At 33.8% G+C, this 23,923-nt stretch carries 17 protein-coding genes; all 17 read left to right on the forward strand.

Annotation, left to right across the window (positions count from 1 at the left end):
- The first annotated feature begins 26 nt into the window (after positions 1-26).
- The gene (locus DMB68_RS12540) at positions 27-1,829 is read left to right on the forward strand and encodes a cytochrome c oxidase subunit I (RefSeq protein ID WP_110346991.1); all 1,803 of its coding nucleotides are present in this window, start codon (positions 27-29) and stop codon (positions 1,827-1,829) included.
- A gap of 110 nt (positions 1,830-1,939) precedes the next feature.
- Positions 1,940-2,962, forward strand: a complete 1,023-nt coding sequence (gene ruvB, locus DMB68_RS12545; RefSeq protein WP_110346992.1) for a Holliday junction branch migration DNA helicase RuvB — start codon at positions 1,940-1,942, stop codon at positions 2,960-2,962.
- A gap of 11 nt (positions 2,963-2,973) precedes the next feature.
- The gene (locus tag DMB68_RS12550) at positions 2,974-4,320 is read left to right on the forward strand and encodes a cytochrome P450 (RefSeq protein WP_110346993.1); all 1,347 of its coding nucleotides are present in this window, start codon (positions 2,974-2,976) and stop codon (positions 4,318-4,320) included.
- The gene (queG, locus tag DMB68_RS12555) at positions 4,317-5,243 is read left to right on the forward strand and encodes a tRNA epoxyqueuosine(34) reductase QueG (protein WP_110346994.1); all 927 of its coding nucleotides are present in this window, start codon (positions 4,317-4,319) and stop codon (positions 5,241-5,243) included. The genes DMB68_RS12550 and queG overlap by 4 nt, the downstream gene beginning before the upstream one ends.
- Positions 5,244-5,504: 261 nt before the next feature.
- Positions 5,505-5,930: a CBS domain-containing protein gene (locus DMB68_RS12560; protein WP_110346995.1), complete on the forward strand. Its 426-nt coding sequence runs from the start codon at positions 5,505-5,507 to the stop codon at positions 5,928-5,930.
- Between the two features lie 153 nt (positions 5,931-6,083).
- The gene (locus tag DMB68_RS12565; protein ID WP_110346996.1) at positions 6,084-8,375 is read left to right on the forward strand and encodes an NADP-dependent malic enzyme; all 2,292 of its coding nucleotides are present in this window, start codon (positions 6,084-6,086) and stop codon (positions 8,373-8,375) included.
- A gap of 65 nt (positions 8,376-8,440) precedes the next feature.
- Complete coding sequence (gene ruvA / locus DMB68_RS12570; protein WP_110346997.1) at positions 8,441-9,022, forward strand: Holliday junction branch migration protein RuvA; 582 nt, start codon at positions 8,441-8,443, stop codon at positions 9,020-9,022.
- Positions 9,023-9,047: 25 nt separating this feature from the next.
- Positions 9,048-16,325, forward strand: coding sequence for a T9SS outer membrane translocon Sov/SprA (gene sov / locus DMB68_RS12575; RefSeq protein ID WP_110346998.1), 7,278 nt, complete (start codon positions 9,048-9,050; stop codon positions 16,323-16,325).
- Between the two features lie 84 nt (positions 16,326-16,409).
- Positions 16,410-16,790 (forward strand): glycine cleavage system protein GcvH, encoded by a 381-nt coding sequence (gene gcvH / locus DMB68_RS12580; RefSeq protein WP_110346999.1) that lies wholly within the window; start codon positions 16,410-16,412, stop codon positions 16,788-16,790.
- Positions 16,783-17,166: a VanZ family protein gene (locus tag DMB68_RS12585; RefSeq protein WP_110347000.1), complete on the forward strand. Its 384-nt coding sequence runs from the start codon at positions 16,783-16,785 to the stop codon at positions 17,164-17,166. Before gcvH ends, DMB68_RS12585 begins: the two co-directional genes overlap by 8 nt.
- Before the next feature lie 80 nt (positions 17,167-17,246).
- Positions 17,247-17,990, forward strand: a complete 744-nt coding sequence (deoC, locus tag DMB68_RS12590) for a deoxyribose-phosphate aldolase (RefSeq protein WP_110347001.1) — start codon at positions 17,247-17,249, stop codon at positions 17,988-17,990.
- Positions 17,990-20,131, forward strand: coding sequence for an energy transducer TonB (locus DMB68_RS12595; protein WP_110347002.1), 2,142 nt, complete (start codon positions 17,990-17,992; stop codon positions 20,129-20,131). The genes deoC and DMB68_RS12595 overlap by 1 nt, the downstream gene beginning before the upstream one ends.
- A gap of 157 nt (positions 20,132-20,288) precedes the next feature.
- Complete coding sequence (gene cyoE, locus DMB68_RS12600; RefSeq protein ID WP_110347003.1) at positions 20,289-21,191, forward strand: heme o synthase; 903 nt, start codon at positions 20,289-20,291, stop codon at positions 21,189-21,191.
- Positions 21,192-21,193: 2 nt separating this feature from the next.
- Positions 21,194-21,781, forward strand: coding sequence for a cytochrome c oxidase subunit 3 (locus tag DMB68_RS12605; RefSeq protein WP_110347004.1), 588 nt, complete (start codon positions 21,194-21,196; stop codon positions 21,779-21,781).
- A 42-nt stretch (positions 21,782-21,823) separates the two neighbouring features.
- The gene (locus DMB68_RS12610; protein WP_110347005.1) at positions 21,824-22,810 is read left to right on the forward strand and encodes a cytochrome c oxidase subunit 3; all 987 of its coding nucleotides are present in this window, start codon (positions 21,824-21,826) and stop codon (positions 22,808-22,810) included.
- An 18-nt stretch (positions 22,811-22,828) separates the two neighbouring features.
- Positions 22,829-23,179, forward strand: a complete 351-nt coding sequence (locus DMB68_RS12615; protein WP_110347006.1) for a cytochrome C oxidase subunit IV family protein — start codon at positions 22,829-22,831, stop codon at positions 23,177-23,179.
- Positions 23,180-23,257: 78 nt separating this feature from the next.
- Positions 23,258-23,914: a hypothetical protein gene (locus DMB68_RS12620; protein WP_110347007.1), complete on the forward strand. Its 657-nt coding sequence runs from the start codon at positions 23,258-23,260 to the stop codon at positions 23,912-23,914.
- The last annotated feature ends 9 nt before the right edge of the window (positions 23,915-23,923 follow it).

Raw genomic sequence — 23,923 nt, forward strand, 5'->3', positions numbered from 1 at the left:
ATTAAGAAAATTTAAAGTACACATATATGTCAGCAGAAGCGCACGGTCACGATCACGGACACGATCACGAGCACGAACATCATCATAAAGACACGTTCATTACTAAATATATTTTTAGTATTGATCATAAAATGATTGCTAAACAATACTTAATTACTGGTATTGTTATGGGAGTAATTGGTATTGCAATGTCCTTGCTTTTCAGAATGCAATTGGCTTGGCCAGAAGAGTCTTTTAAAATTTTTAATGTTTTATTAGGAGATAAATTTGCACCTGATGGTGTAATGGCGAATGATATTTATTTAGCTTTAGTTACAATTCATGGTACTATCATGGTATTTTTTGTACTGACGGCTGGTTTGAGTGGAACTTTTAGTAATTTACTTATTCCTCTTCAAATTGGAGCAAGAGATATGGCTTCTGGGTTTATGAATATGATTTCATACTGGTTGTTTTTCCTGTCTGCTGTTGTAATGTTGTGTTCATTATTTGTTGAAGCTGGACCAGCATCTGCGGGTTGGACTATATATCCGCCATTAAGTGCTTTACCACAAGCGATTCCTGGATCTGGAGCTGGTATGACTTTATGGTTAGTTTCAATGGCTATTTTTATTGCATCTTCTTTAATGGGATCATTAAATTATATTGTTACTGTAATTAATTTAAGAACCAAAGGAATGTCTATGACAAGACTTCCTCTTACAATCTGGACATTTTTCGTAACAGCTATTATTGGTGTTATTTCATTCCCCGTTTTATTATCAGCTGCTTTATTATTGATTTTTGATAGAAGTTTTGGTACTTCATTCTTCTTATCAGATATCTATATCGCAGGAGAGGTTTTACACTATCAAGGAGGTTCTCCTGTATTATTTGAGCACTTATTCTGGTTCTTAGGTCATCCTGAGGTTTACATCGTAATTCTACCTGCAATGGGTCTTGTTTCTGAAATTATGGCTACGAATTCCCGTAAACCAATCTTCGGGTACAGAGCAATGATTATGTCGGTTCTTGCAATTGCATTTTTATCAACTATTGTATGGGGTCACCACATGTTCCTTTCTGGAATGAATCCTTTCTTAGGATCTGTGTTTACTTTTACTACTTTATTGATTGCAATTCCGTCTGCTGTAAAAGCGTTTAACTGGATTACGACTTTGTGGAAAGGTAACTTACAATTTAATCCTGCAATGTTGTTCTCTATCGGAATGGTTTCTACTTTCATCACTGGAGGTTTAACAGGAATCATTTTAGGAGACAGTACTTTAGATATTAACGTTCATGATACTTACTTCGTAATTGCTCACTTTCACTTAGTAATGGGTATCTCTGCACTTTACGGAATGTTTGCAGGTATTTACCACTGGTTCCCTAAAATGTACGGAAGAATGTTGAATAAAAATTTAGGTTATATCCACTTCTGGGTAACTGCAGTTTGTGCTTACGGAGTTTTCTTCCCAATGCACTTTATTGGATTAGCTGGTTTACCAAGACGTTACTATACAAATACGAACTTCCCGTTATTTGATGATTTACAAAATGTGAATGTCTTAATTACAACATTTGCTCTTGTAGGAGGTGCGTTCCAATTAGTATTCTTATACAATTTCTTTAGTAGTATTTTCTACGGTAAGAAAGCAGTTCAGAACCCATGGAGATCTACAACTTTAGAGTGGACAACACCAGTTGAGCATATCCACGGTAACTGGCCAGGTGAAATTCCTCACGTATATCGTTGGCCGTATGACTATAGTAACCCAAATCATGATGTAGATTTTGTTCCTCAAAATGTACCGATGAAAGAAGGTGAAGAAGTTTTACACCACTAAAAATATTTTAAAAAGACCATCATTTCTGATGGTCTTTTTGTTTTTGTAAAAGTTTTTATCTGTGAACTTTTACTGTTTTACAAACTAATTACTTTGCATATCTTTGTCAAATGAATGAAAATCTAGATCCTACCGCAAAAGGATACAACCCAGAAGAGTTAGATCTTGAAAAAAGATTACGTCCGCTGTCATTTGATGATTTTGCAGGACAAGACCAGGTTTTAGAAAACTTAAAAGTTTTTGTTGCTGCGGCTAATCAACGTGGTGAAGCGTTGGATCACACACTTTTTCATGGACCTCCCGGACTTGGAAAAACCACTCTTGCTAATATTTTGGCAAATGAACTCGAAGTTGGAATCAAAATCACTTCTGGTCCAGTTTTGGATAAGCCAGGAGACTTAGCCGGCTTATTGACTAATCTAGATGAAAGGGATGTATTATTCATTGATGAAATTCATCGTTTGAGTCCTATTGTTGAAGAATATCTATATTCTGCTATGGAGGATTTCAAGATTGACATTATGATTGAATCCGGTCCTAATGCCAGAACGGTGCAAATCAATTTAAATCCTTTTACCTTAATTGGAGCAACTACACGTTCAGGGTTATTGACTGCACCAATGCGTGCCCGTTTCGGAATATCTTCCCGTTTACAATATTACACCACTGAACTTTTAACCACAATTGTTGAAAGAAGTGCTTCTATTTTAAAAATGCCTATCGATCTTGAAGCAGCAATAGAAATAGCAGGACGTAGCCGTGGGACACCTCGTATTGCAAATGCTTTATTGCGTCGTGTACGTGATTTTGCACAGATAAAAGGAAATGGTACGATTGACTTAGAAATATCCAGATATGCTTTGAAAGCATTAAATGTTGATGCGCATGGACTTGATGAAATGGATAACAAGATATTGTTGACCATTATAAGTAAATTTAAAGGAGGTCCTGTTGGTCTTTCAACTTTGGCAACTGCCGTTTCTGAAAGCAGTGAAACCATTGAAGAAGTTTATGAGCCATTTTTAATTCAGGAAGGTTTTATTATGCGTACTCCCCGTGGGCGTGAAGTTACTGATAAAGCTTATAAACACTTAGGGAAAGTAAATATGAATATTCAAGGAGGATTGTTTTAATTTATTATCCAATGTCTGAGAATAAAAGATATAATTACCCAAAGAAGCTTTCAATCGTTAGATTTTTTTTGGATGCTGAAGGGATACGTAAAAACCCTATTCCGTTTCACAACAGATATTTTAATGTTTTAGGAGATTCGTTTTCTATTAAAATTGGAAAATCAAAATATATCATTTTATCCAGAGACAATGAGGTTGCTGAATATATTTTACAGAAAAATCAAAAGAACTACCATAAATCAAAGTTTCAATCTGTCTATCTTTCAAAATATTTGGGAAAAGGACTTTTAACTGTTGATGGAGAATTTTGGCTAAAACAAAGAAGACTCATCCAACCGGCTTTTCATAAGCAAAAAATGAATCAACTGGTTGGAAACATGGAACAGATAATTATTTCTGAGCTTAATGATTTAGTTGAAGAAGAACCAATTGATCTTTTTCCTGTAATGAGCGAATTAGCTTTTAATGTTGTGGCTAAATCATTATTTCAATTTTCAACTTCTGATACTAAATTAAATCGTATAAAGTTTATTATTGAAGAAGTCCAAAATTTTTTAATAAAAGAAATTAGGCTCCCTCATAAAACATGGTGGTTTTCAATTAGCGGTCAGGTAAAAAAACACCTTGAGTTAGCAGTCGAGAACAATAAAATTATTCAGGGAATTATAGAAGAAAGAATTGCTTCAAAAAAAGAGGTTAATGATTTGCTCAACATGCTTCTTGAAACACGTTATGAGGATAGCGGTGAAGGAATGTCTGTAGAGCAATTAATAGATGAAATAAAAATCCTTTTTATTGCCGGGCATGAAACGACAGCAAATGCTTTAACTTTTACCTTACATCTTTTAGGAAATAATCCTGATGTACAGGAGAAGATATTTGACGAAATTTTCAAAATAGAATTGGAGACTGATGATACGGTGGAGCAACTTCAAAAAATGACTTATATAAATGCAGTTTTAAATGAATCTATGCGATTGTATCCGCCGGCCTGGATTACAGACAGAGAGAATGTAGATGATGATAGTTTGGGTGAATTTAATATTAAAAAAGGAACTCTGATTGGCGTTTCTTTTTATGAACTGCATCGTAATCCTAAATATTGGGAAAATCCAAATGAATTTATTCCTGAACGTTTTCTTGGTGAACAAAAAAAGAAGTCGTTGCAATATTTTTATCCTTTTGGAGCCGGACCGAGAATGTGTATTGGAGTCGGATTTGCTATTTATGAAATGTGTCTGACATTATCTTACATTGTAAAAAGATACGTGATTAAATCAACTAAAAATGAAATACGGTTTAATCCGTTAATTACTTTAAAACCAGTTGTATCTGAAGTTATATTCTCTAAAAGATGACCATTAATTCTAAAGAGACATATTCGAAATTTATTAAATCTGAAGCAAAACGACTTGGTTTTCTTTCCTGCGGTATATCCAAAGCAGGATTTCTTGAAGAAGAAGCTCCCCGTTTGGAAAAATGGTTAAAAAATAATCATAATGGTCAAATGGCTTATATGGAAAATCATTTTGACAAACGTTTAGATCCAACATTATTAGTTGATGATGCTAAAAGTGTAGTTTCACTTTTACTAAATTATTATCCTACTGAGATTCAGAATAATGAAAGTTTTAAAATTTCAAAATATGCATACGGCCAGGATTATCATTTTGTTATTAAAGAAAAACTAAAAGAATTTCTTCATTCAATTCAGGAAAACATAGGGGATGTTTCCGGACGTGCTTTTGTCGATTCTGCTCCTGTTCTGGATAGAGCATGGGCTGCAAAAAGCGGTTTGGGCTGGATTGGTAAAAGCAGTAATTTATTAACTCAAAAAGTAGGCTCGTTTTATTTTATTGCTGAACTAATTTTGGATTTAGATTTAGAATACGATCATGCGGTAACGGATCATTGTGGTTCATGTACAGCCTGTATAGATGCTTGTCCAACTCAGGCGATAGTCGCTCCATATGTTGTAGACGGCAGTAAATGCATCTCTTATTATACAATTGAACTCAAAGAAAATATTCCATATGAAATGAAAGGTAAATTTGATGAGTGGATGTTTGGCTGCGACACCTGTCAGGATGTTTGTCCCTGGAATCGTTTTTCGAAACCACATTCAGAACCCTTGTTTAATGCAAATCCTGAGTTGCTTTCTTTTTCTAAAAAAGACTGGATCGAAATAACAGAGGAAACTTTTCGGTTGGTTTTTAAAAATTCTCCTGTCAAGAGAACTAAGTTTGATGGTTTGAGAAGAAATATTAAGTTTTTGGAATAATCTCGTACAGCTTATATCTTCAATATTGTGCCGTTCTTTTTAATTTTAGGAAATGCCTTTTATTTTCGATTTAAATGTAAAAACGTTGTGTTTTTCATAAAAAAGAGCTTGTGAATTATTCTTTTGTTTCAGAGAATATTTGGAAACAGTTAAATATCTTGTAAAGATTTAAAAATGAATTTATTAGGTGTTAAAAAATGTTGAGGCTTATCTTTTGTATTCAATTTTTTTTAACTTTATACTCCTAAAAAATTTTCAGATATGACTGTAAATCAAATACTAAACGCAAAAGGGAAAAATGTTTATTCCGTACGTTCAACAACAACTGTTTATGAAGCATTGAAAGTAATGGGCGAAAAAAATATAGGCGCTATTCTGATTATCGATGGTTCTGAGTTAAAAGGAATATTGTCTGAAAGGGATTATGCACGAAAAATTGTTTTAAAGGATAAATCATCAAAAGAAACTTTAGTTGATGAAATCATGGAAAGCACTGTTTTTACAGTAAAACTTTCGGATAATTTAGAAGATTGCATGGAGCTCATGAGTACAAAAAGAATAAGACACCTGCCAGTTTTAGAAGACGAAATAGTTGTAGGTATTATTTCGATTAGTGATGTAGTAAAGGCTATTATCGAATTGCAAAAGGATACAATTAATCATCTTAACTCTTATATTTCACAATAACAATTTAAATAATAAAGTTTTAGAAATAGTCCGAAATTATATCGGACTATTTTTTTATCCAAAATTTAAACATTTTCAGTAAAAGTATACTCAAAAACAAACAGTTTTATTCGAAGTCTTATATCTTTGTAAGACACAATTAAGTGAAAACGAATGAATAAAGAGACTAAAAGAAGAGAAGCGTTATTGTATCATGCAGAACCGACTCCAGGGAAAATTCAGGTAGTTCCAACTAAAAAATATGCCACGCAAAGAGACCTGTCTCTGGCTTATTCACCGGGAGTTGCTGAGCCATGTTTAGAAATCGCGGCAAACGTTGAAGACGTTTATAAATATACAGCAAAAGGAAATTTAGTAGCCGTAATTTCAAACGGGACAGCTGTTTTAGGTCTTGGAGATATAGGACCGGAAGCAGGAAAGCCGGTAATGGAAGGAAAAGGTTTGTTATTTAAAATTTTCTCTGATATTGATGTTTTTGATATTGAAATCGGGACAAAAGATGTTGAAGAATTTATTCAGACCGTAAAAAATATTGCTCCAACTTTTGGAGGGATTAATCTTGAAGATATTAAAGCCCCGGAATCTTTTGAAATAGAAAGAAGACTGATAGAGGAATTAGATATTCCGGTAATGCACGATGATCAGCATGGAACCGCCATTATTTCTTCAGCGGCTTTAATTAACGCATTAGAATTAGCAGGCAAAAAAGCCGAAGATGTAAAAGTTGTAGTTTCCGGAGCCGGATCAGCTGCGATAGCCTGTACAGATTTATATGTTTTACTGGGTGTTAAAGTTGAAAATGTTTTGATGTTCAATAGTAAAGGACTTTTAACAAAAGATAATCCTTCGCTTTCAGAATTGCAATTGAAATATGCTATAGATGGAGCTAAAATTGATTTGGCAGAAGCTGTAAAAGATGCTGATGTTTTTATAGGATTGTCATCCGGAAATATTTTGTCAGCTGAAATGCTGTTGTCAATGGCAGAAAGCCCTATTGTGTTCGCAATGGCAAATCCAAATCCTGAGATCGATTACAACTTAGCGGTAGAAACCCGTAAAGATGTTATTATGGCTACAGGTCGTTCAGATTTTCCTAATCAGGTAAATAATGTTCTTGGTTTTCCATATATTTTTAGAGGAGCTTTAGATGTCAGGGCAACAAAAATTAATGAAGCGATGAAAATGGCAGCTGTAAAAGCTCTGGCTTCATTAGCAAAGCAATCTGTTCCGGAACAGGTAAATGTGGCTTACGGAGCAACAAAATTAGGTTTCGGCCGCGAATATATAATTCCTAAACCATTTGATCCAAGATTAATTGCGGTTGTGGCACCTGCTGTTGCAAAAGCAGCTATTGAATCAGGTGTGGCCAAAAATCCAATTACAGACTGGCTTGCTTATGAAGAAAGACTTTTAGAACGCTTAGGGAATGATAATAAAATGGTACGCTTAATTACAAACCGTGCCAAAATGGATCCGAAAAGAATTGTTTTTTCGGAAGCAGAGCATCTGAATGTTTTAAAAGCTGCTCAAATTGTACATGAAGAGGGTATTGGTTTCCCGGTTTTATTAGGAAATAAAGAAATTATTTTAGAACTGAAAGAAGAGTTAGGTTTTGATGCAGATGTTGAAATTATTGATCCAAAAATAAAAGAGGAAGAGCAAAGAAGAGATAAATTTGCAAAGTCATATTGGTCAACCAGAGAACGACGAGGTATTTCATTATTGGATGCTCAGAAATTAATGCGCGAAAGAAATTATTTTGCAGCCATGATGGTTAACGAAGGTGAAGCAGATGCTTTAGTTACAGGGTATTCAAGAAACTATCCATCAGTTTTAAAACCAATGCTTCAATTAATTGGCAAAGCAAATGGAGCCTCACTTGTAGCAACTGCAAACATGATGCTTACAGCCAGAGGTCCAATGTTCTTATCGGATACAGCTATTAATATCAATCCTTCAGCAGAAGATTTGATAAACATTGCTCTTATGACATCCAAAACAGCTAAAATGTTTGGAGTAGAGCCTGTAATTGCAATGGTTTCGTATTCAAACTTTGGATCATCAACGCATCAGAATGCTTCAAAAGTTAGAGAAGCAGTTGCCTATTTGCATAAAAATCATCCTGATATGATTGTTGATGGAGAAATTCAGGCTGATTTTGCTCTTAACCCTGAAATGCTTCAGGAGAAATTTCCTTTTTCGAAACTGGCAGGAAAAAAGGTAAATACATTGGTTTTTCCTAATCTTGAATCAGCGAATATTACCTATAAATTGTTAAAAGAATTATATCAAGTGAACTCTATTGGTCCTATTATGATGGGAATGGGTAAACCTGTTCATATTTTTCAATTGGGTGCAAGTGTTGAAGAAATGGTAAACATGGCAGCTATTGCAGTTATTGATGCTCAGGAAAAAGAATTAAAGAAAAATAAACTGGCTAAATAACAGATGGCTCAAGTCGTTGTTAATATTGTCTTAATTTTATTATATTTGGCACCACAAATTATATTATGATAGCACATTTGCAAGGAAAATTAGTAGAGAAAAATCCAACAGAAGTTGTGATTGATTGTGCAGGGGTTGGGTATCAGGTCAATATCTCTTTGCATACTTTTTCATTAATTCCAAATACTGATTTTATAAAATTATATACGCATCTTCTAATCAAAGAAGATGCGCATACCTTATACGGTTTTGCAGAAAAATCGGAAAGAGAAATATTTAGAATGTTAATATCTGTTTCGGGAATCGGAGCTAACATTGCCAGAACAATGTTGTCATCTATAGAGCCAAGACAAATTATAAATGCGATTGCCTCAGGTGATGTTGGTGTTATTCAGTCTATTAAAGGAATCGGTAATAAAACAGCACAGAGAGTAATATTGGATTTGAAAGAAAAAGTCTTAAAATTATACGATTTAGATGAAGTTTCTGTTGTTCAAAACAATACAAATCGAGATGAAGCGTTATCTGCTTTAGAAGTTTTAGGTTTTGTTAGAAAAACTTCTGAAAAAGTAGTTGAGAAAATTGTAAAAGAAGATCCGGAAGCGACTGTAGAAACTATTATCAAAAAGGCTTTAAAAGCTTTATAAATTACTATTAAGACACCTGAATTGTATGCGTAAAATTTTACTTTTTTTACTGGTTTTAATGTGTGGTAATGCTTTGCGTGCACAGGTAAATCCAACAATTCAGGATACTACTAAAACAGGATTTTCTGTTGGAAAGTTAGAGTTACAAAACCCACCAAGCGTACTTTCTGCTTACAAGTACGATCCAATTACTGACCGTTATATTTATACGAGTACAGTTGATGGCTTTTCTATTGATTATCCTTTGGTTTTGACACCAAAACAATATGAGGATTTACTGCTTAAAGAATCCAGAAGAGATTATTTTAGGCAAAAAATGATTGCTATTGACGGTAAAAAAGCGGGAAGTGAAGATGCAAAAAAAGATTTATTGCCAAGGTATTATATCAACTCAAGTCTTTTTGAATCTATTTTTGGAAGCAATACAATTGATGTAAAACCCACAGGTTCTGTTGAAATGGATTTGGGGCTGCGATATAGCAAACAAGATAATCCGTCTTTTTCGCCAAGAAACAGATCGAGTCTGACTTTTGATTTTGATCAACGAATTGGTATGAGTTTAATGGGGAAAGTAGGTACCAGATTAGAGGTAAATGCTAATTATGATACCCAGTCTACATTTGCTTTTCAGAATTTATTTAAACTTGCTTACACTCCCACAGAAGACGATATCGTTCAAAAAGTAGAAGTAGGTAACGTCAGTATGCCTTTGAATAGTACTTTAATTCGTGGAGCACAGAGTTTGTTTGGTGTTAAAACACAACTGCAATTTGGAAAAACAACAGTTACGGGAGTATTCTCTGAACAAAAATCGCAAACGAAAAGTATAGTGGCAGAAGGTGGTGGAACAATTCAGAATTTTGATTTGTATGCTCTGGATTATGATAATGACAGGCATTTCTTTTTATCACAATATTTTAGAAATAAATACGATGCTTCGCTTAGAAATTACCCATTTATTGATAGTCGGGTTCAAATTACAAGGTTAGAAATTTGGGTAACGAACAAGCAAAACCGTGTTAGTACAACAAGCAATAACTTGCGAAATGTTATTGCACTACAGGATTTAGGAGAAGCACAGCTCACAGGAATACCTGATTCTGAAGTTGTTGTTATAAGCCCTTCAACGGGATTTTTCAATCCTACTAAGCCTATTGATTCACCTACAGATAATGGAAATAATAAATATGATCCGGCTGTAATTGGTCAGCCCGGGGCTTCCTATCTAAATTCAAATATTAGAGAAATAGTGACAGCTAAGTCTGGTTTTAATCCTGCTAATGTTCCAAATGTTAGCGAAGGAACTGATTATTCTGTACTTGAAAATGCCAGAAAATTAACTGCCACCGAGTATACTTTTAACCCTCAGTTAGGTTATATTTCATTACAGCAACGTTTGGCTAACGATGAGATTTTAGCAGTAGCCTATGAATATACTGTTGGAGGAGTTGTATATCAGGTAGGAGAGTTTGGTAGCGACGGTGTTGATGGGACAGTGGTAACAGGAAGTACTCAGAATAATAATCAGGCTGTTATTACGCAAAGTTTGATTTTGAAAATGCTGAAAAGCAGTTTGACGAATGTTCAAAATCCGGTTTGGAATCTGATGATGAAAAACATTTATCAAATACCCGGTGCTTATCAGGTTAAACAAGACGATTTTAGGTTCAATATCCTTTATACAGATCCTTCACCGATAAATTATATTTCACCTGTTGATGCTGCAAATCCTTTTCCTTCTAATCCTACAGCAGGTAATGAAGTAACAGAAACTCCCTTATTGAAAGTTTTCAACCTGGATAAATTGAATTACAATAATGACCCGCAAGCAGGAGGTGATGGTTTCTTTGATTACCTTCAGGGAATCACTTTTGATGCGCAAAATGGGCGTATTATTTTTACGACCAAAGAGCCTTTTGGAAAGCTTTTATTCGATAAATTAAATACTGGAACAGCGGGAGAAAATTATAATGATCCTTCTACCTATAATCCGAATCAAAGGAAATACGTGTTCAGAAGCATGTACAAAACCACACAGTCAGGTGCTCTACAGGACAGCGAAAAAAATAAGTTTTTATTAAGAGGAAAATATAAATCATCAGGAAGTGATGGAATACCTATTGGTGCTTTTAATGTTCCTCAAGGTTCTGTTGTAGTGACTGCCGCAGGGAGAGTTTTAGTTGAGGGGATTGATTATAGTGTTGATTATCAACTAGGAAGGGTTCAGATTTTAGATGCGTCTTTGCAGGCTTCAAATACGCCAATAGAAGTTTCTTTAGAAAATAATTCGGTTTTTGGTCAACAAACCAGAAGGTTTATGGGGTTGAATGTTGAACATAAAATTTCAGATAAATTTATTGTTGGTGGTACCTATTTAAAAATGACAGAAAGGCCATTTACTCAAAAATCAAGTTACGGTCAGGAATCTGTAAATAATACAATTTTCGGGTTTAACGGGAATTATTCAACCGAAATTCCGTTTTTTACTAGATTGGTAAACAAGCTGCCTAATATTGATACAGATGTTCCTTCTAATCTTTCGATAAGGGGAGAAGTTGCTTTTTTAAGGCCGGACGCACCAAAAGCAAGTGATTTTGAAGGAGAGGCAACTATATATGTAGATGATTTTGAAGGTTCGCAATCTACTATAGATATGCGGTCAGCTTATGCCTGGAGCCTGGCATCAACACCATTTATTAATTCAGCTGGAGATAATACTTTTGGAGCAGCAGATAATTCATTAGATTATGGATATAAAAGAGCTAAACTTGCATGGTACTCCATTGACCCTATTTTTTACACTCAAAAGCCATCAGGAATATCAAATGACGATTTGTCTTTAAACACTACCAGAAGAATTTACAGCAAAGAACTATATCCAAATACAGATATTGCTCAAGGACAATTACAAGTGATAAACACTCTTGATTTAACTTATTTCCCTTCTGAAAGAGGTCAGTATAATAACAATCCTGGTTTTGGTACACAACCTGCTAATGGTAATTTTGGTGGAATTATGCGTTCTTTGAATTCGACCAATTTTGAACAAAGTAATGTCGAGTATATTCAGTTTTGGGTACTCGATCCATATGTAGGAAATGCATCAGCACAGCTTTCTAATGTTGGAAAAATATATTTTAACTTAGGAGAAGTTTCAGAGGATATTTTAAAAGATGGAAGAAAGCAATATGAAAATGGTCTTGGACCTGATCAAATTATTGCTCAGCCAATTCAAGGGCAGGCACATTGGGGAGATGTCCCGGCTTCACAATCTTTAATATATGCTTTTGACAATAATGCGGGTAACAGAACTAATCAGGATGTTGGTTTGGATGGTTTGCCAAATGCAAGAGAAGCTGCAATTTATACTAATTATGCTTCAGAACCTGATCCGGCAGCAGATGATTATACGTATTTTTTAAATACAGATGGAGACGTTCTTAATCGTTATAAGAAATATAATGGTCTTGAAGGCAACTCTGCCGTAGATATAAATTCTGCCAATCGTGGCTCAACTACACTACCTGATGTCGAAGATATAAATCGTGATAACACCATGAACACTATTAATGCCTATTATGAATATAGCATTGATATGAAACCTGATATGGTTATAGGGCAAAATTATATAACCGATATTAAAGTGGTAAATAATGTTGAATTGCCAAATGGTGGAAATACAACGGCCAGATGGATTCAGTTTAAAATTCCAGTTGCTCAACCGCAAAATACTATAGGAAACATTTCTGATTTTAGGTCTATTCGATTTATGAGAATGTTTATGACTGGTTTTAATGATCAGGTTACGTTGCGATTTGGGGCATTAGATTTAGTAAGAGGAGAATGGAGAAGATATGACGGTACTCTTGATGCAGCAGATACGGATCCAACTAATGATGGGACAGATTTTGATGTACAGGCAGTAAATATTCAGGAGAATAGTACAAAATGTCCTGTAAATTATGTTGTGCCACCTGGTGTTCAAAGAGAACAATTATATAACAATAATACGGTAATCAATCAAAATGAGCAATCTTTAGCATTACGTGTTTCAGGAAACGGATTAGAAAAGCAGGATTCAAGAGCTTCTTTTAAAAATGTAAGTCTTGATATGCGTCAGTATAAAAAACTTAAAATGTTTTTGCATGCTGAATCATTAGAAGGTGAAGTGCCTCTTGGGGAAGATGAAATGGTAGCATTTATACGTTTTGGAAATGACTTTACAGAAAACTTCTATCAGGTTGAAATACCATTAAAAGTGACTTCAATAGGTGGAGCTTGTAATATAAATCCAGATCAGGTTTGGCTTGAAGGAAATGATATGGATTTGGCTCTTGCTTTATTAACCAAAATGAAGATTAAAGGAATGAGTGTTGATATAAACTCTCCTAAACGCGATATAAACGGTATTTATTATCCTGATAATGATTCAGAAGTTGAAGGAGGTGATGGAGATGGAAGGTTGAAATTAGGGATCAAAGGAAATCCTAATTTTGGCTTGGTGCGAAATTTAATGGTAGGTCTGAAAAACAGTAATACCACTGATAAAAATATAAAAGGAGAAGTCTGGTTTAATGAACTTCGCTTGTCTGATATGGATAACAAAGGAGGTATGGCAGCGATATTAAGTATTGATACTAATATGGCCGATTTTGCTACGGTTTCTGCAACAGGTAGAAAAAGTACCATTGGTTTTGGATCTATTGAAGAAGGTGCAAACGAAAGAGATCGTGAAGATATTCAGCAATATAATATTGTTACGAATTTAAATTTGGGAAAATTACTGCCTCAAAAATGGGGAATCAATCTTCCGTTTAATTATGCAATTGGAGAAGAGGTAATTACACCAGAATATGATCCTTTTAATCAGGATATTAAACTACAGCAATTACTTGACGAAACAACAGATCAGGCTACAAAAGATAATTACAAAAATAGAGCGATAGATTATACCAAACGTAAAAGTATCAACTTTATAGGCGTTAGAAAAGACAGGGCACCAGAACAAAAACCGCACGTTTACGATGTAGAAAATTTTACTTTCTCTCAATCGTACAATCAGGTGCAACGACATGATTATGAGATTGAAGATTATGAAGATGAATTGTCAAATTCATCTGTAAATTATGCCTATACATTTCAGCCAAAAGAAGTAGTGCCTTTCAAGAAGAATAAATTCATGAAAAAAAGTGAATACTGGAAGCTTTTAAGTGATTTTAACTTTAACTATTTGCCTTCCAATATTTCGTTTAATTCAAATATTATAAGACAAAGCAACAGCCAGCAATTCAGGCAGGTTGAAGATGTTCCTGGAATTGGTCTTGAAACCCTTTACAGAAGAAACTTTGCACATAATTATCAATACGGATTTGGATTCAATCTGACCAAATCTTTAAAGCTAAATTACACGGCTGCTTCAAATAATATTGTTAAAAATTATTTGAATGATGATAATACACCAAAAGAGGATTTTAATATCTGGGATGATTATTTTGATCTCGGAACACCAAATCAGCATACACAGCAGTTGATTGTAAATTATGATATTCCAATCAATAAGCTGCCAATTTTTAGTTTTGTAAAAGCTAATTATTCTTATACGGCAGATTATAACTGGCAGCGTTCATCAACTGCATTGTCTCAATATGAAGAAGAAAATCCGGATGGGTCTACTACGATTTATAATTTAGGAAATACGATTCAGAATGCAAATTCAAATACACTAAATACAACTTTTAATATGGCAACGTTGTACAAGTATTTAGGATTAACGCCAGGAGCTAAAAAAGCAGCTAAGCCCAAACCGGCTGGTCCGCCAAAACCGGGAGAAAAAATAGTAAATACCAATAAAGCTGCAGCTGCCAGAAGCCCATTTTATGATGGTTTGATTGGAGTTCTGACGAGTGTAAAAAATATTCAGATAAATTATACAGAGAACAGCGGAACAGTTTTACCGGGTTATACCCCAAGCATAGGATTTTTAGGAACTTCAAAACCAACATTAGGGTTTATTTTCGGAAGTCAGGATGACGTACGTTATGAAGCGGCCAAAAATGGCTGGCTGACTACCTATGAAAATTTCAATCAGAATTATACTCAGGTAAATACTAAACTTTTAAAAGTAACAGCAAATGTTGATTTGTTTCCAGATTTTAAAATAGATTTGACCATGGACAGGTCTTATTCTGAAAATTCTTCCGAGCAATATAGCGTTACGAATGGCGAATATGTACCTCTGTCACCTTATACGTATGGAATGTTTTCTATTTCCACAGTATTAATCAAAACAGCATTTTCTGCAAGTGATGAAAATGTATCAGCGGCTTTTGACGATTTTAGAGAGAATCGTTTGATAATAGCCAATCGTTTGGCAGAAGATAGATACGGTACTGCAATTCCAAGATATGATGCAGGAGCACTTCCTGTTGAAGATACAAGTGTGCCTATAGATAATCTTGCAAACCCAAACAACCCTCAAAGAAAGCAAACTATAGCAAATGATGGATTTCCTGTGGGGTATGGAAAAAGCAATCAGGCTGTTTTATTGCCAGCCTTTTTAGCTGCTTATTCAGGAAGTGATGCTTCTGGTGTTTCGACAGGAATTTTTAGAAATTTCCCTATTCCAAACTGGAGTATAAAGTATAATGGACTGATGCGTTATAAATATTTTAAGGACAGGTTTAAACGCTTTTCTTTACAGCATAATTACAGGGCTTCTTATACGATTAATCAATTCAGATCAAATTTTGATTATAATGAAAATCCGGATGGCACAGATGTAAATGGTAATTTCTTCAACAAAACCATTATGTCAAATGTCAATTTGGTAGAGCAGTTTAGCCCGTTGATTCGTGTAGATTTTGAATTAAAAGGATCGTTAAGAGTTCTTACAGAAGTTAAGAAAGACAGGGCTTTGTCAATGAGTTTTGATAATAATTTATTGACCGAAGTAAAAGGTCTTGAATATGTTGTAGGGTTAGGTTATCGTTTTAAAGATGTTATTTTTTCGTCAACATTAGCAGATAATCCAACAGGAATTATAAAAAGCGATATCAATATCAAAGCAGATTTATCCTATAGAAATAATCAGACTCTGGTTCGTTATCTGGATTATGACAATAATCAGCTGGCAGCCGGACAAAATATCTGGTCAGTAAAAGTTACTGCTGATTATGCTTTTAGTAAAAATCTTACGGCCATATTCTATTATGATCATTCGTTCTCGAAAGCTGTAATTTCTACATCATTTCCATTGACTAATATTCGATCAGGGTTTACACTTCGATACAATTTCGGAAATTAATTTTGTGATTATAAACTAATTTTTATTAGAAGATTGTTACATTTGTTGCTTTAAAATTAAATTATCAATTTCAAACATAGTATTATGAGCATACCAGCAAATTTAAAGTATACAAAAGATCACGAATGGGTTAGCATCGATGGAGATGTTGCAACAGTAGGAATTACTCATTTTGCTCAAAAAGAATTGGGAGATATCGTATACGTTGAAGTAGAAACTTTAGATCAGACATTAGATAAAGATGAAGTTTTTGGAACTGTAGAAGCAGTAAAAACGGTTTCTGATTTATTTTTACCTTTGACAGGAGAAATCATTGCTTTTAATGAAGATTTGGAAAGCACGCCTGAAGCAGTAAACTCTGATCCTTACGGAGCTGGTTGGATGATTAAAATAAAAATTGCTAACGCTTCAGAAATTGATTTATTATTATCTGATGAAGCATACAAACAACTAATCGGTGCCTAAACAATTGCTTTTATTGTGGGCTATAGTTTGCTCTGGAATTATTACTTATTTTTGTCTTACAGACTCAAGTAATATTCCGGCAGTAAATTTTCCCAGTATTGATAAAATAGTGCATTTTTGTTTTCACTTTGGATTTACAATTTCTTGGATTTTATTCTTCAAAAAAGAATTTAAAGGAAAGACAACTGATGATTACAAGGCTTATTTGATTTCTTTTATATTTTCAGTTTTTTTTGGAATAACCATCGAAATATTACAAAGTATATTTACTAAAACCAGAGCTGCAGATGTCGCAGATATTTTAGGTAATGCAATTGGTGCTACAGCAGCTATTTTTTCGGCAATGGCTTTTAAAAAGCAAATCGAAAAAATCTAAATATAAATTCCCACTTCGGTGGGTTTTTTATTTTCTGAATTTAAAATGTATTTTTGCCACAATCCTGTAATTTTAAAATCATGAATATTAAGCAATATTTGGATTCGACTTACTTAAAAACGGCCTCTCAGGCTGGTCTTTCGGAAACGGAAAATACTGCTTTAGTTAAAAATGCAATTACAGAAGCAATTACAGAAGGGTTTAAACTAATTATGATTCGGCCAGAATATGTGAGTTTAGCCAAAGAAATGATTTTACATGCCAATTCAAATTTGGGTGTTGGTACGGTTATAGATTTTCCGGAAGGTAAATCAGATATACAGGAAAAAATCAGAGAGGCTAATGAAGCAATTGCAAATGGAGCAGATGATTTGGATTTTGTCTGTAATTATGACGCTTTTAAAAACGGAGATACTGAGTTAGTGAAGCAAGAGATTTTAGTAGCAACACAAATAGCGTTGGCCAATAATAAAATAGTCAAATGGATTATTGAAGTTGCAGCCTTAAATGAAAAAGAAATTATTCAGTTTTCATCTTTGATAAAGAATATTGTTATTTCGAATTTTAAAGAGGAAGAATATGCTTCAGTTTTTGTAAAATCATCAACGGGATTTTATAAAACTCATAATAATTTGCCTAATGGAGCAACGATGCCGGCTATTGTTATGATGCTGGAAAATGCTTCACCTTTGCCGGTAAAAGCAGCCGGAGGAATTAAGTCATACGAGGAAGCAATAGAAATGATTCGTTTAGGGGTTAAGCGAATTGGAACTTCATCTGCTAAAGCAATTGCAAATGGAGAAAACACCACAAATCAATATTAATGAAAATCAAAAATATTTTGAATAAAAGTTTTTTTACTTTCAGTCTGGCACTATTATCACTATCTGTTTTCTCTCAGGAAATAAACAACTCTTCCGTAAAACCAGGCTTTTCTGCTGAGCGTTTTCCTGTTTTTCCTAATTGCGAAAATTTAGAATCTAAAAATTTAGAAAATTGTTTTTATAAAGAAGTTCAGGATTTCGTTTATCAAAATTTTCAAATACCTGAAAATTTAAAGCAGACAAATTACAAGGGCGAAGTTAAAGTGCTGTTTGAAGTGGATGCAAACGGAGTTTTTAAGGTGATTTATGTTAATGCAGCAAATGATAATTTGGCAAAAGAAGCGAAACGCGTTTTTGAAAAATTTCCAAATATCAAACCTTCTACTTATAACGGAGTTGCGACCTATTCTAAATATACAATTTCAATAAATGTACCATTAAAAAGTTCTGAACAGATTGCTGCTGAGGCTTTGGCTGCAGCCGAAATTTTAAAACCAACAGAAAAACCAATGACAGAACTGGATAGTATTGTGTATAAAAAATACAATAATCCTGAGTTCGAAAGTCACTTAAATATCCCTTTTTCTCATAGCTATTATGCACAGTTTGATGGTGCTATGAATCAGGTTGGCAGTAATAATCATACAGCTTCAAAACCTTACACATATGCAGAAGTTTCAAAATATTATAATTTAAAAGGAGTGAACGAATCGCTTCAGAAAAAAACTTCAGGCTGGCTGGGAAGAAAATGGTGGAACGAGAATATGGTTCAGATACAGGGAGAAGATTATTGGTTGTCCTTAAATCCTATTGTTGATCTGCAAATGGGTAAAGCTTCAGATCTTGATGCTTCTTACACTTATGTGAATACAAGAGCAATCAATTTCAGAGGAGGTTTGGGAAAGCAAATTAATTTTACAACCACTATTTTTGAAAGCCAGGGAAGATTTGCAGGATATTTTAGTGATTATGCAAATTCTTTAAAACCTTCAGGAGGAAATCCTGCAATTATTCCGGGTATGGGAATTGCAAAACAATTTAAAACCGATTCGTATGATTTTCCTTTAGCCGAAGCGAACATAACCTATACTCCAAGTAAATTTTTTGATTTTCAATTAGGGTATGGGAGAAATTTTATTGGTGATGGATATCGGTCTTTATTAGAAAGTGATGGAGCAAGTCCGTATCCATATTTTAAAATCAATACTACTTTTTGGAAAATAAAGTATACCAATACATATATGTGGCTTAAAGATGTTCGTCCTGATGTTACGGTTGATAAGACCTATGCTTCAAAATATATGGCAAATCATTATCTGAGTTGGAATGTATCAAACAAACTGAACTTAGGTTTCTTCGAATCAGTAGTCTGGACCGATACCAATAACAGAGGGTTTGATGTGAATTTTGTCAATCCAATTATTTTTTATCGTTCTGTAGAATTTTCGTCGTCCTCTAAAAGTGGAAATGCTCTTTTAGGAATCACATCTAAATTTAAATGGAATAATAATGTGAATTTATATGGTCAGTTTTTAATTGACGAGTTTTCATTTGGAGATATAAAGGCAGGTGATAATAGCTGGAAAAATAAATTAGGATACCAGTTAGGAGCTAAATATTTTAATGCTTTTAAAATTAAGGATTTGCTTCTTCAGTTAGAATACAATCATGTTCGTCCTTATGTGTATTCCCATAGTGCGGTTATTACTAATTATGCCCATAATAATCAGAGTATAGGACACCAGTGGGGCGGTAATTTTGAGGAGTTCGTTGCTATCGGACGTTATCATAAAGGCCGTTATTTTGCAGATGCGAAGCTTACTGTTGGGAAAAGAGGTCTCGATTTTGATACAGCAGAAGATTCCTTTAATTACGGAGGAAATATTTACAAAAGTTATGATCAAAACAGACCTTATGATGCTGGTGTAAAAGTAGGTCAGGGCAACAAAACAAATATTTTTATTGCTGATATTCAGGGTGGCTATTTGATAAATCCAATGACAAATTTGAAGCTTTTTGGAAGTTTTATCTATAGAAATTTCGATCCGATGCAAAATACGACAACCACTTTTAAGCAAAGTACGACATGGTTTACAATTGGATTGCGTTCGGATGTCTTTAATTGGTATTTTGATTATTAATATTTAATAAGATTTTTCAAGGTAATTGTGTTAAAGATTGCCAAGTCCTTATTTTGCAAAGGTTTTATTGAAAAAATCTAATTTTATAGTCCAGAATTCTATAATCTAATTTGTACATTTGCACCACTCAAAAAAAAATAGACAAACACTTACCGTATTGAACGCTACTAAAAATACAGTTTCACTTAAATCAATATTTCTGGATTTCAAAGAAATTACTAAGGCTGGTTTGGCTATAAGTGTTTTGTTTTCATCTATCGCAGGTTATTTGTTAGGTGTAAACAATGAAAATCCTTTTGAATGGAGTGTTTTAGCTGTTTTAATGGTTGGAGGATATTGCATGGTTGGGGCTTCAAATGCTTTTAATCAGGTAATCGAAAAAGATATTGATTCTTTAATGGATCGTACCAAAAACCGTCCGGTTCCTTCAGGGCGTATGTCTCCAAAAGTGGCTTTGCTGGTTGCCGGTGTACTGACAGTTATTGGTATTGCTTTATTGTATACGATAAATGCAAAATCGGCGATGTTTGCGGCAATTTCAATATTTTTATATACAAGCATTTACACACCTTTAAAAACGGTGACCTCATTATCAGTTTTTGTAGGGGCTTTTCCTGGTGCAATACCTTTTATGTTAGGGTGGGTTGCAGCAACAGGAGAATTTGGGATAGAAGCAGGTACGTTATTTTTAATTCAGTTTTTCTGGCAGTTTCCTCATTTTTGGGCTATTGGCTGGTTTTTATATGAAGATTATGAAAAGGCTGGTATTTTTATGCTTCCAACAGGAAAGAAGGATAAAGGGACAGCTTTACAGGTTATGTTATATACGATTTGGCTCATTATAGCGTCATTATTGCCTGTTTTAGGATACACAGGACAATTGTTTATTTCGCCAATCGCAGCAGTTTTAGTTTTTTTGCTTGGTTTGTGGATGTTGTTTTATGCGGTACGTTTGTATCAATTAAGAACGGCAAAGTCTGCAAGAACCTTAATGCTGGTTAGTGTTTCGTATATTTCTTTATTGCAGATTGTGTATATAGTAGATAAATTTTTAAGATAGTTATGGAAATGACAATGAAAATAAGTGATGAACAAGTGCAAAAATCAAAATCTGCAAAATTGATTTTGTTATTCGCAATGGTGAGTATGACCATGATGTTTGCAGGGCTTACAAGTGCATTTGTAGTAAGTAAATCGAGAGCAGACTGGTTGAAGGATTTTCAGATACCAACTGCATTTTATTTTAGTACAGTAGTTATTATTGGTTGTAGTGTTACTTTTTATTTAGCAAAAAAAGCAATTGAAAAAGGAAATAGAAATGCAACTTCTACGTTTCTTTTAGGGACATTTGCTTTGGGAATTGCTTTTGTGGTTTTACAATTTAGAGGTTTTGGACAAATCATTGAAAGTGGTTTTTATATGACAGGACAAGGTAGTTCAATTACTACAACTTTTCTTTATGTAATTGCGCTAATGCACCTATTACACTTAGCTGGCGGATTAATTTCACTTTTAATTATAATTTATAATCATTTTAAACAAAAATACAATCCGACCCAAACTCTTGGAATAGAACTAGGTGCGATGTATTGGCACTTTTTGGACTTATTGTGGGTATTATTATTTTTATTTTTATATTTCTTTAAATAAGAAAAAAACGTAAATTTGGGAACTTTTTAACGAATATCTTTTATGGGAGCGACAGTTACTACTGCAAATAACAACGAAAAAACTTGGGGAGGCGGAGAAGACATCCAGCCATTAGGAGCAAGTTATGGTAAAATGATGATGTGGTTTTTTATCGTATCAGATGCTTTAACATTCTCTGGATTCCTTGCGGCTTATGGTTTTTCTAGATTTAAATTTATTGAAACATGGCCATTGGCTGACGAAGTGTTTACTCACTTTCCTTTTATGCACGGTGTTTCGGCTCCGATGTATTATGTAGCCTTAATGACTTTTATTTTGATTTTTTCATCTGTAACAATGGTTTTAGCTGTTGATGCAGGTCATCAATTAAAGAAAACAAAAGTTGCCATATACATGTTCTTAACTATTATTGGAGGTTTTATTTTCGTAGGTTCACAAGCCTGGGAGTGGAAAAACTTTATTAAAGGAGAATATGGTGCAGTAGAAACATCAGGAGGGAGTTTGTTGCAGTTTGTTGATGCAAGTGGTAAAAGAGTAGCTTTGGCAGATTTTGCAGTGAAATTACCGGAGCAAAGAGAAGCTTTGACAAGAAGCCACTCAACTTGGTTTGTTGAAGACGCTGAAACACAACCAACATATACAGTTGCAGAAGTTCAGGCTGGTTTTAAAGCACATCCTGAATTATTAATAAGAACAGAACAGCTTACTGCTAAAAAGAAAAAAACAGTATTGACAAGAGCAGAATCTGAGTCTCGTTTAGGTACTGCAAAATATGTTGTAGAAGGAGCAAACCTGACAAGAAATGAATATGGAAGTAAATTGTTTGCTGATTTCTTTTTCTTTATTACAGGATTCCACGGTTTCCACGTATTTTCCGGAGTTATCATTAATATCATTATATTCTTTAATGTATTATTAGGAACTTACGAAAAGAGAAGAAGCTACGAAATGGTAGAGAAAGTTGGGTTATACTGGCACTTTGTCGACCTTGTTTGGGTATTTGTATTTACAGTTTTCTACTTAGTTTAATTTTAGATTTTAATTATTATGTCACACGAGCACGTATCAAATACAAAAAGAATCTGGTTTGTTTTTGCATTACTATCAGTAGTAACTACAGTAGAGGTTATCCTTGGTATTTTAAAACCTGAATCATTAGAGTTTAATTTCTTTATAGGTTTGAATTTGTTAAACTGGATTTTCTATATCCTGACAATTTTCAAAGCGTATTATATTGTATGGGCATTTATGCACATGGAAGGTGAGAAAAGTAGCCTTAGATGGTCTGTTGTTTCGCCTGTTATTTTCCTGGTTTTATATTTATTGTTTATTCTACTTACAGAAGGACATTATATTTATGGGGTTTTTAAAGATTCTACTATTAAATGGAATTTTTAACATGATATTAATTCGAAAAGAGGCTCCGTTTAACGGAGCTTTTTTTATTTTTGTACTTCAATAACTTTTGTACTTATAATGAAAAAAAATATAGTTCTCTTTGTACTTTTTGTTTTGCCAATTGTAGCCTATTTATTTTTTGCTTCGGGTGTCAATAGTTTTACAACATTACCTGTTATTACACCAAAAATTGCTGATTTTGGTAATTGGAAATCTCTAAATAGCAAAAAAGTTTCACTTGATAAAAAGATAACTGTTTTAGGTTTTTCTGGCTCTGATATTTTGAATAACAGGGGGAATTATTTCAATTTAAATGAAAAAATTTACAAGCGTTATAATGGTTTCGAAGATCTTCAGTTTGTAGTTTTATGCCCAATTGGAACTGAGAAAGAAGCTCAGAAAATCATAGATGCCTTATCACCTTTTACAGATGTGAAAAACTGGAATTTTGTTTTTGCATCAAATGAAGATATTCAAAAGTTTTATGATCAATTGCATTTAAAAGGAAAACTGGATAAAAACCTTGGTACTTCTAATGTTTATATTGTAGATAAAGAAAGAAATTTAAGAGGTAGAAAAGGTGTTGCCAAAGATCAAAAAGAAGAATATAAAGAAGGTTATAATACCTTTCATCCTTCTGAATTGAGCAACGAGATGTTAGATGACTTTAAGATTATTTTGTATGAATATCGTGCAGCTCTTAAAAAGAATCATAATGCTACTAAACAACTTTAAATTGAAATT

Origin of the sequence: Flavobacterium hydrophilum (assembly GCF_003202405.1) — a bacterium.
Taxonomy (GTDB): domain Bacteria; phylum Bacteroidota; class Bacteroidia; order Flavobacteriales; family Flavobacteriaceae; genus Flavobacterium; species Flavobacterium hydrophilum.

Bases quoted from the DNA above. Each gene is read 5' to 3' on its own strand.
- ruvA (WP_110346997.1), top strand. From the start codon at position 8,441: ATGATAGCACATTTGCAAGGAAAATTAGTAGAGAAAAATCCAACAGAA.
- DMB68_RS12620 (WP_110347007.1), top strand. From the start codon at position 23,258: ATGAAAAAAAATATAGTTCTCTTTGTACTTTTTGTTTTGCCAATTGTA.
- DMB68_RS12540 (WP_110346991.1), top strand. From the start codon at position 27: ATGTCAGCAGAAGCGCACGGTCACGATCACGGACACGATCACGAGCAC.
- sov (WP_110346998.1), top strand. From the start codon at position 9,048: ATGCGTAAAATTTTACTTTTTTTACTGGTTTTAATGTGTGGTAATGCT.
- ruvB (WP_110346992.1), top strand. From the start codon at position 1,940: ATGAATGAAAATCTAGATCCTACCGCAAAAGGATACAACCCAGAAGAG.
- gcvH (WP_110346999.1), top strand. From the start codon at position 16,410: ATGAGCATACCAGCAAATTTAAAGTATACAAAAGATCACGAATGGGTT.
- DMB68_RS12610 (WP_110347005.1), top strand. From the start codon at position 21,824: ATGGGAGCGACAGTTACTACTGCAAATAACAACGAAAAAACTTGGGGA.
- queG (WP_110346994.1), top strand. From the start codon at position 4,317: ATGACCATTAATTCTAAAGAGACATATTCGAAATTTATTAAATCTGAA.
- deoC (WP_110347001.1), top strand. From the start codon at position 17,247: ATGAATATTAAGCAATATTTGGATTCGACTTACTTAAAAACGGCCTCT.
- DMB68_RS12550 (WP_110346993.1), top strand. From the start codon at position 2,974: ATGTCTGAGAATAAAAGATATAATTACCCAAAGAAGCTTTCAATCGTT.
- DMB68_RS12560 (WP_110346995.1), top strand. From the start codon at position 5,505: ATGACTGTAAATCAAATACTAAACGCAAAAGGGAAAAATGTTTATTCC.
- DMB68_RS12565 (WP_110346996.1), top strand. From the start codon at position 6,084: ATGAATAAAGAGACTAAAAGAAGAGAAGCGTTATTGTATCATGCAGAA.
- DMB68_RS12595 (WP_110347002.1), top strand. From the start codon at position 17,990: ATGAAAATCAAAAATATTTTGAATAAAAGTTTTTTTACTTTCAGTCTG.
- DMB68_RS12605 (WP_110347004.1), top strand. From the start codon at position 21,194: ATGGAAATGACAATGAAAATAAGTGATGAACAAGTGCAAAAATCAAAA.
- DMB68_RS12615 (WP_110347006.1), top strand. From the start codon at position 22,829: ATGTCACACGAGCACGTATCAAATACAAAAAGAATCTGGTTTGTTTTT.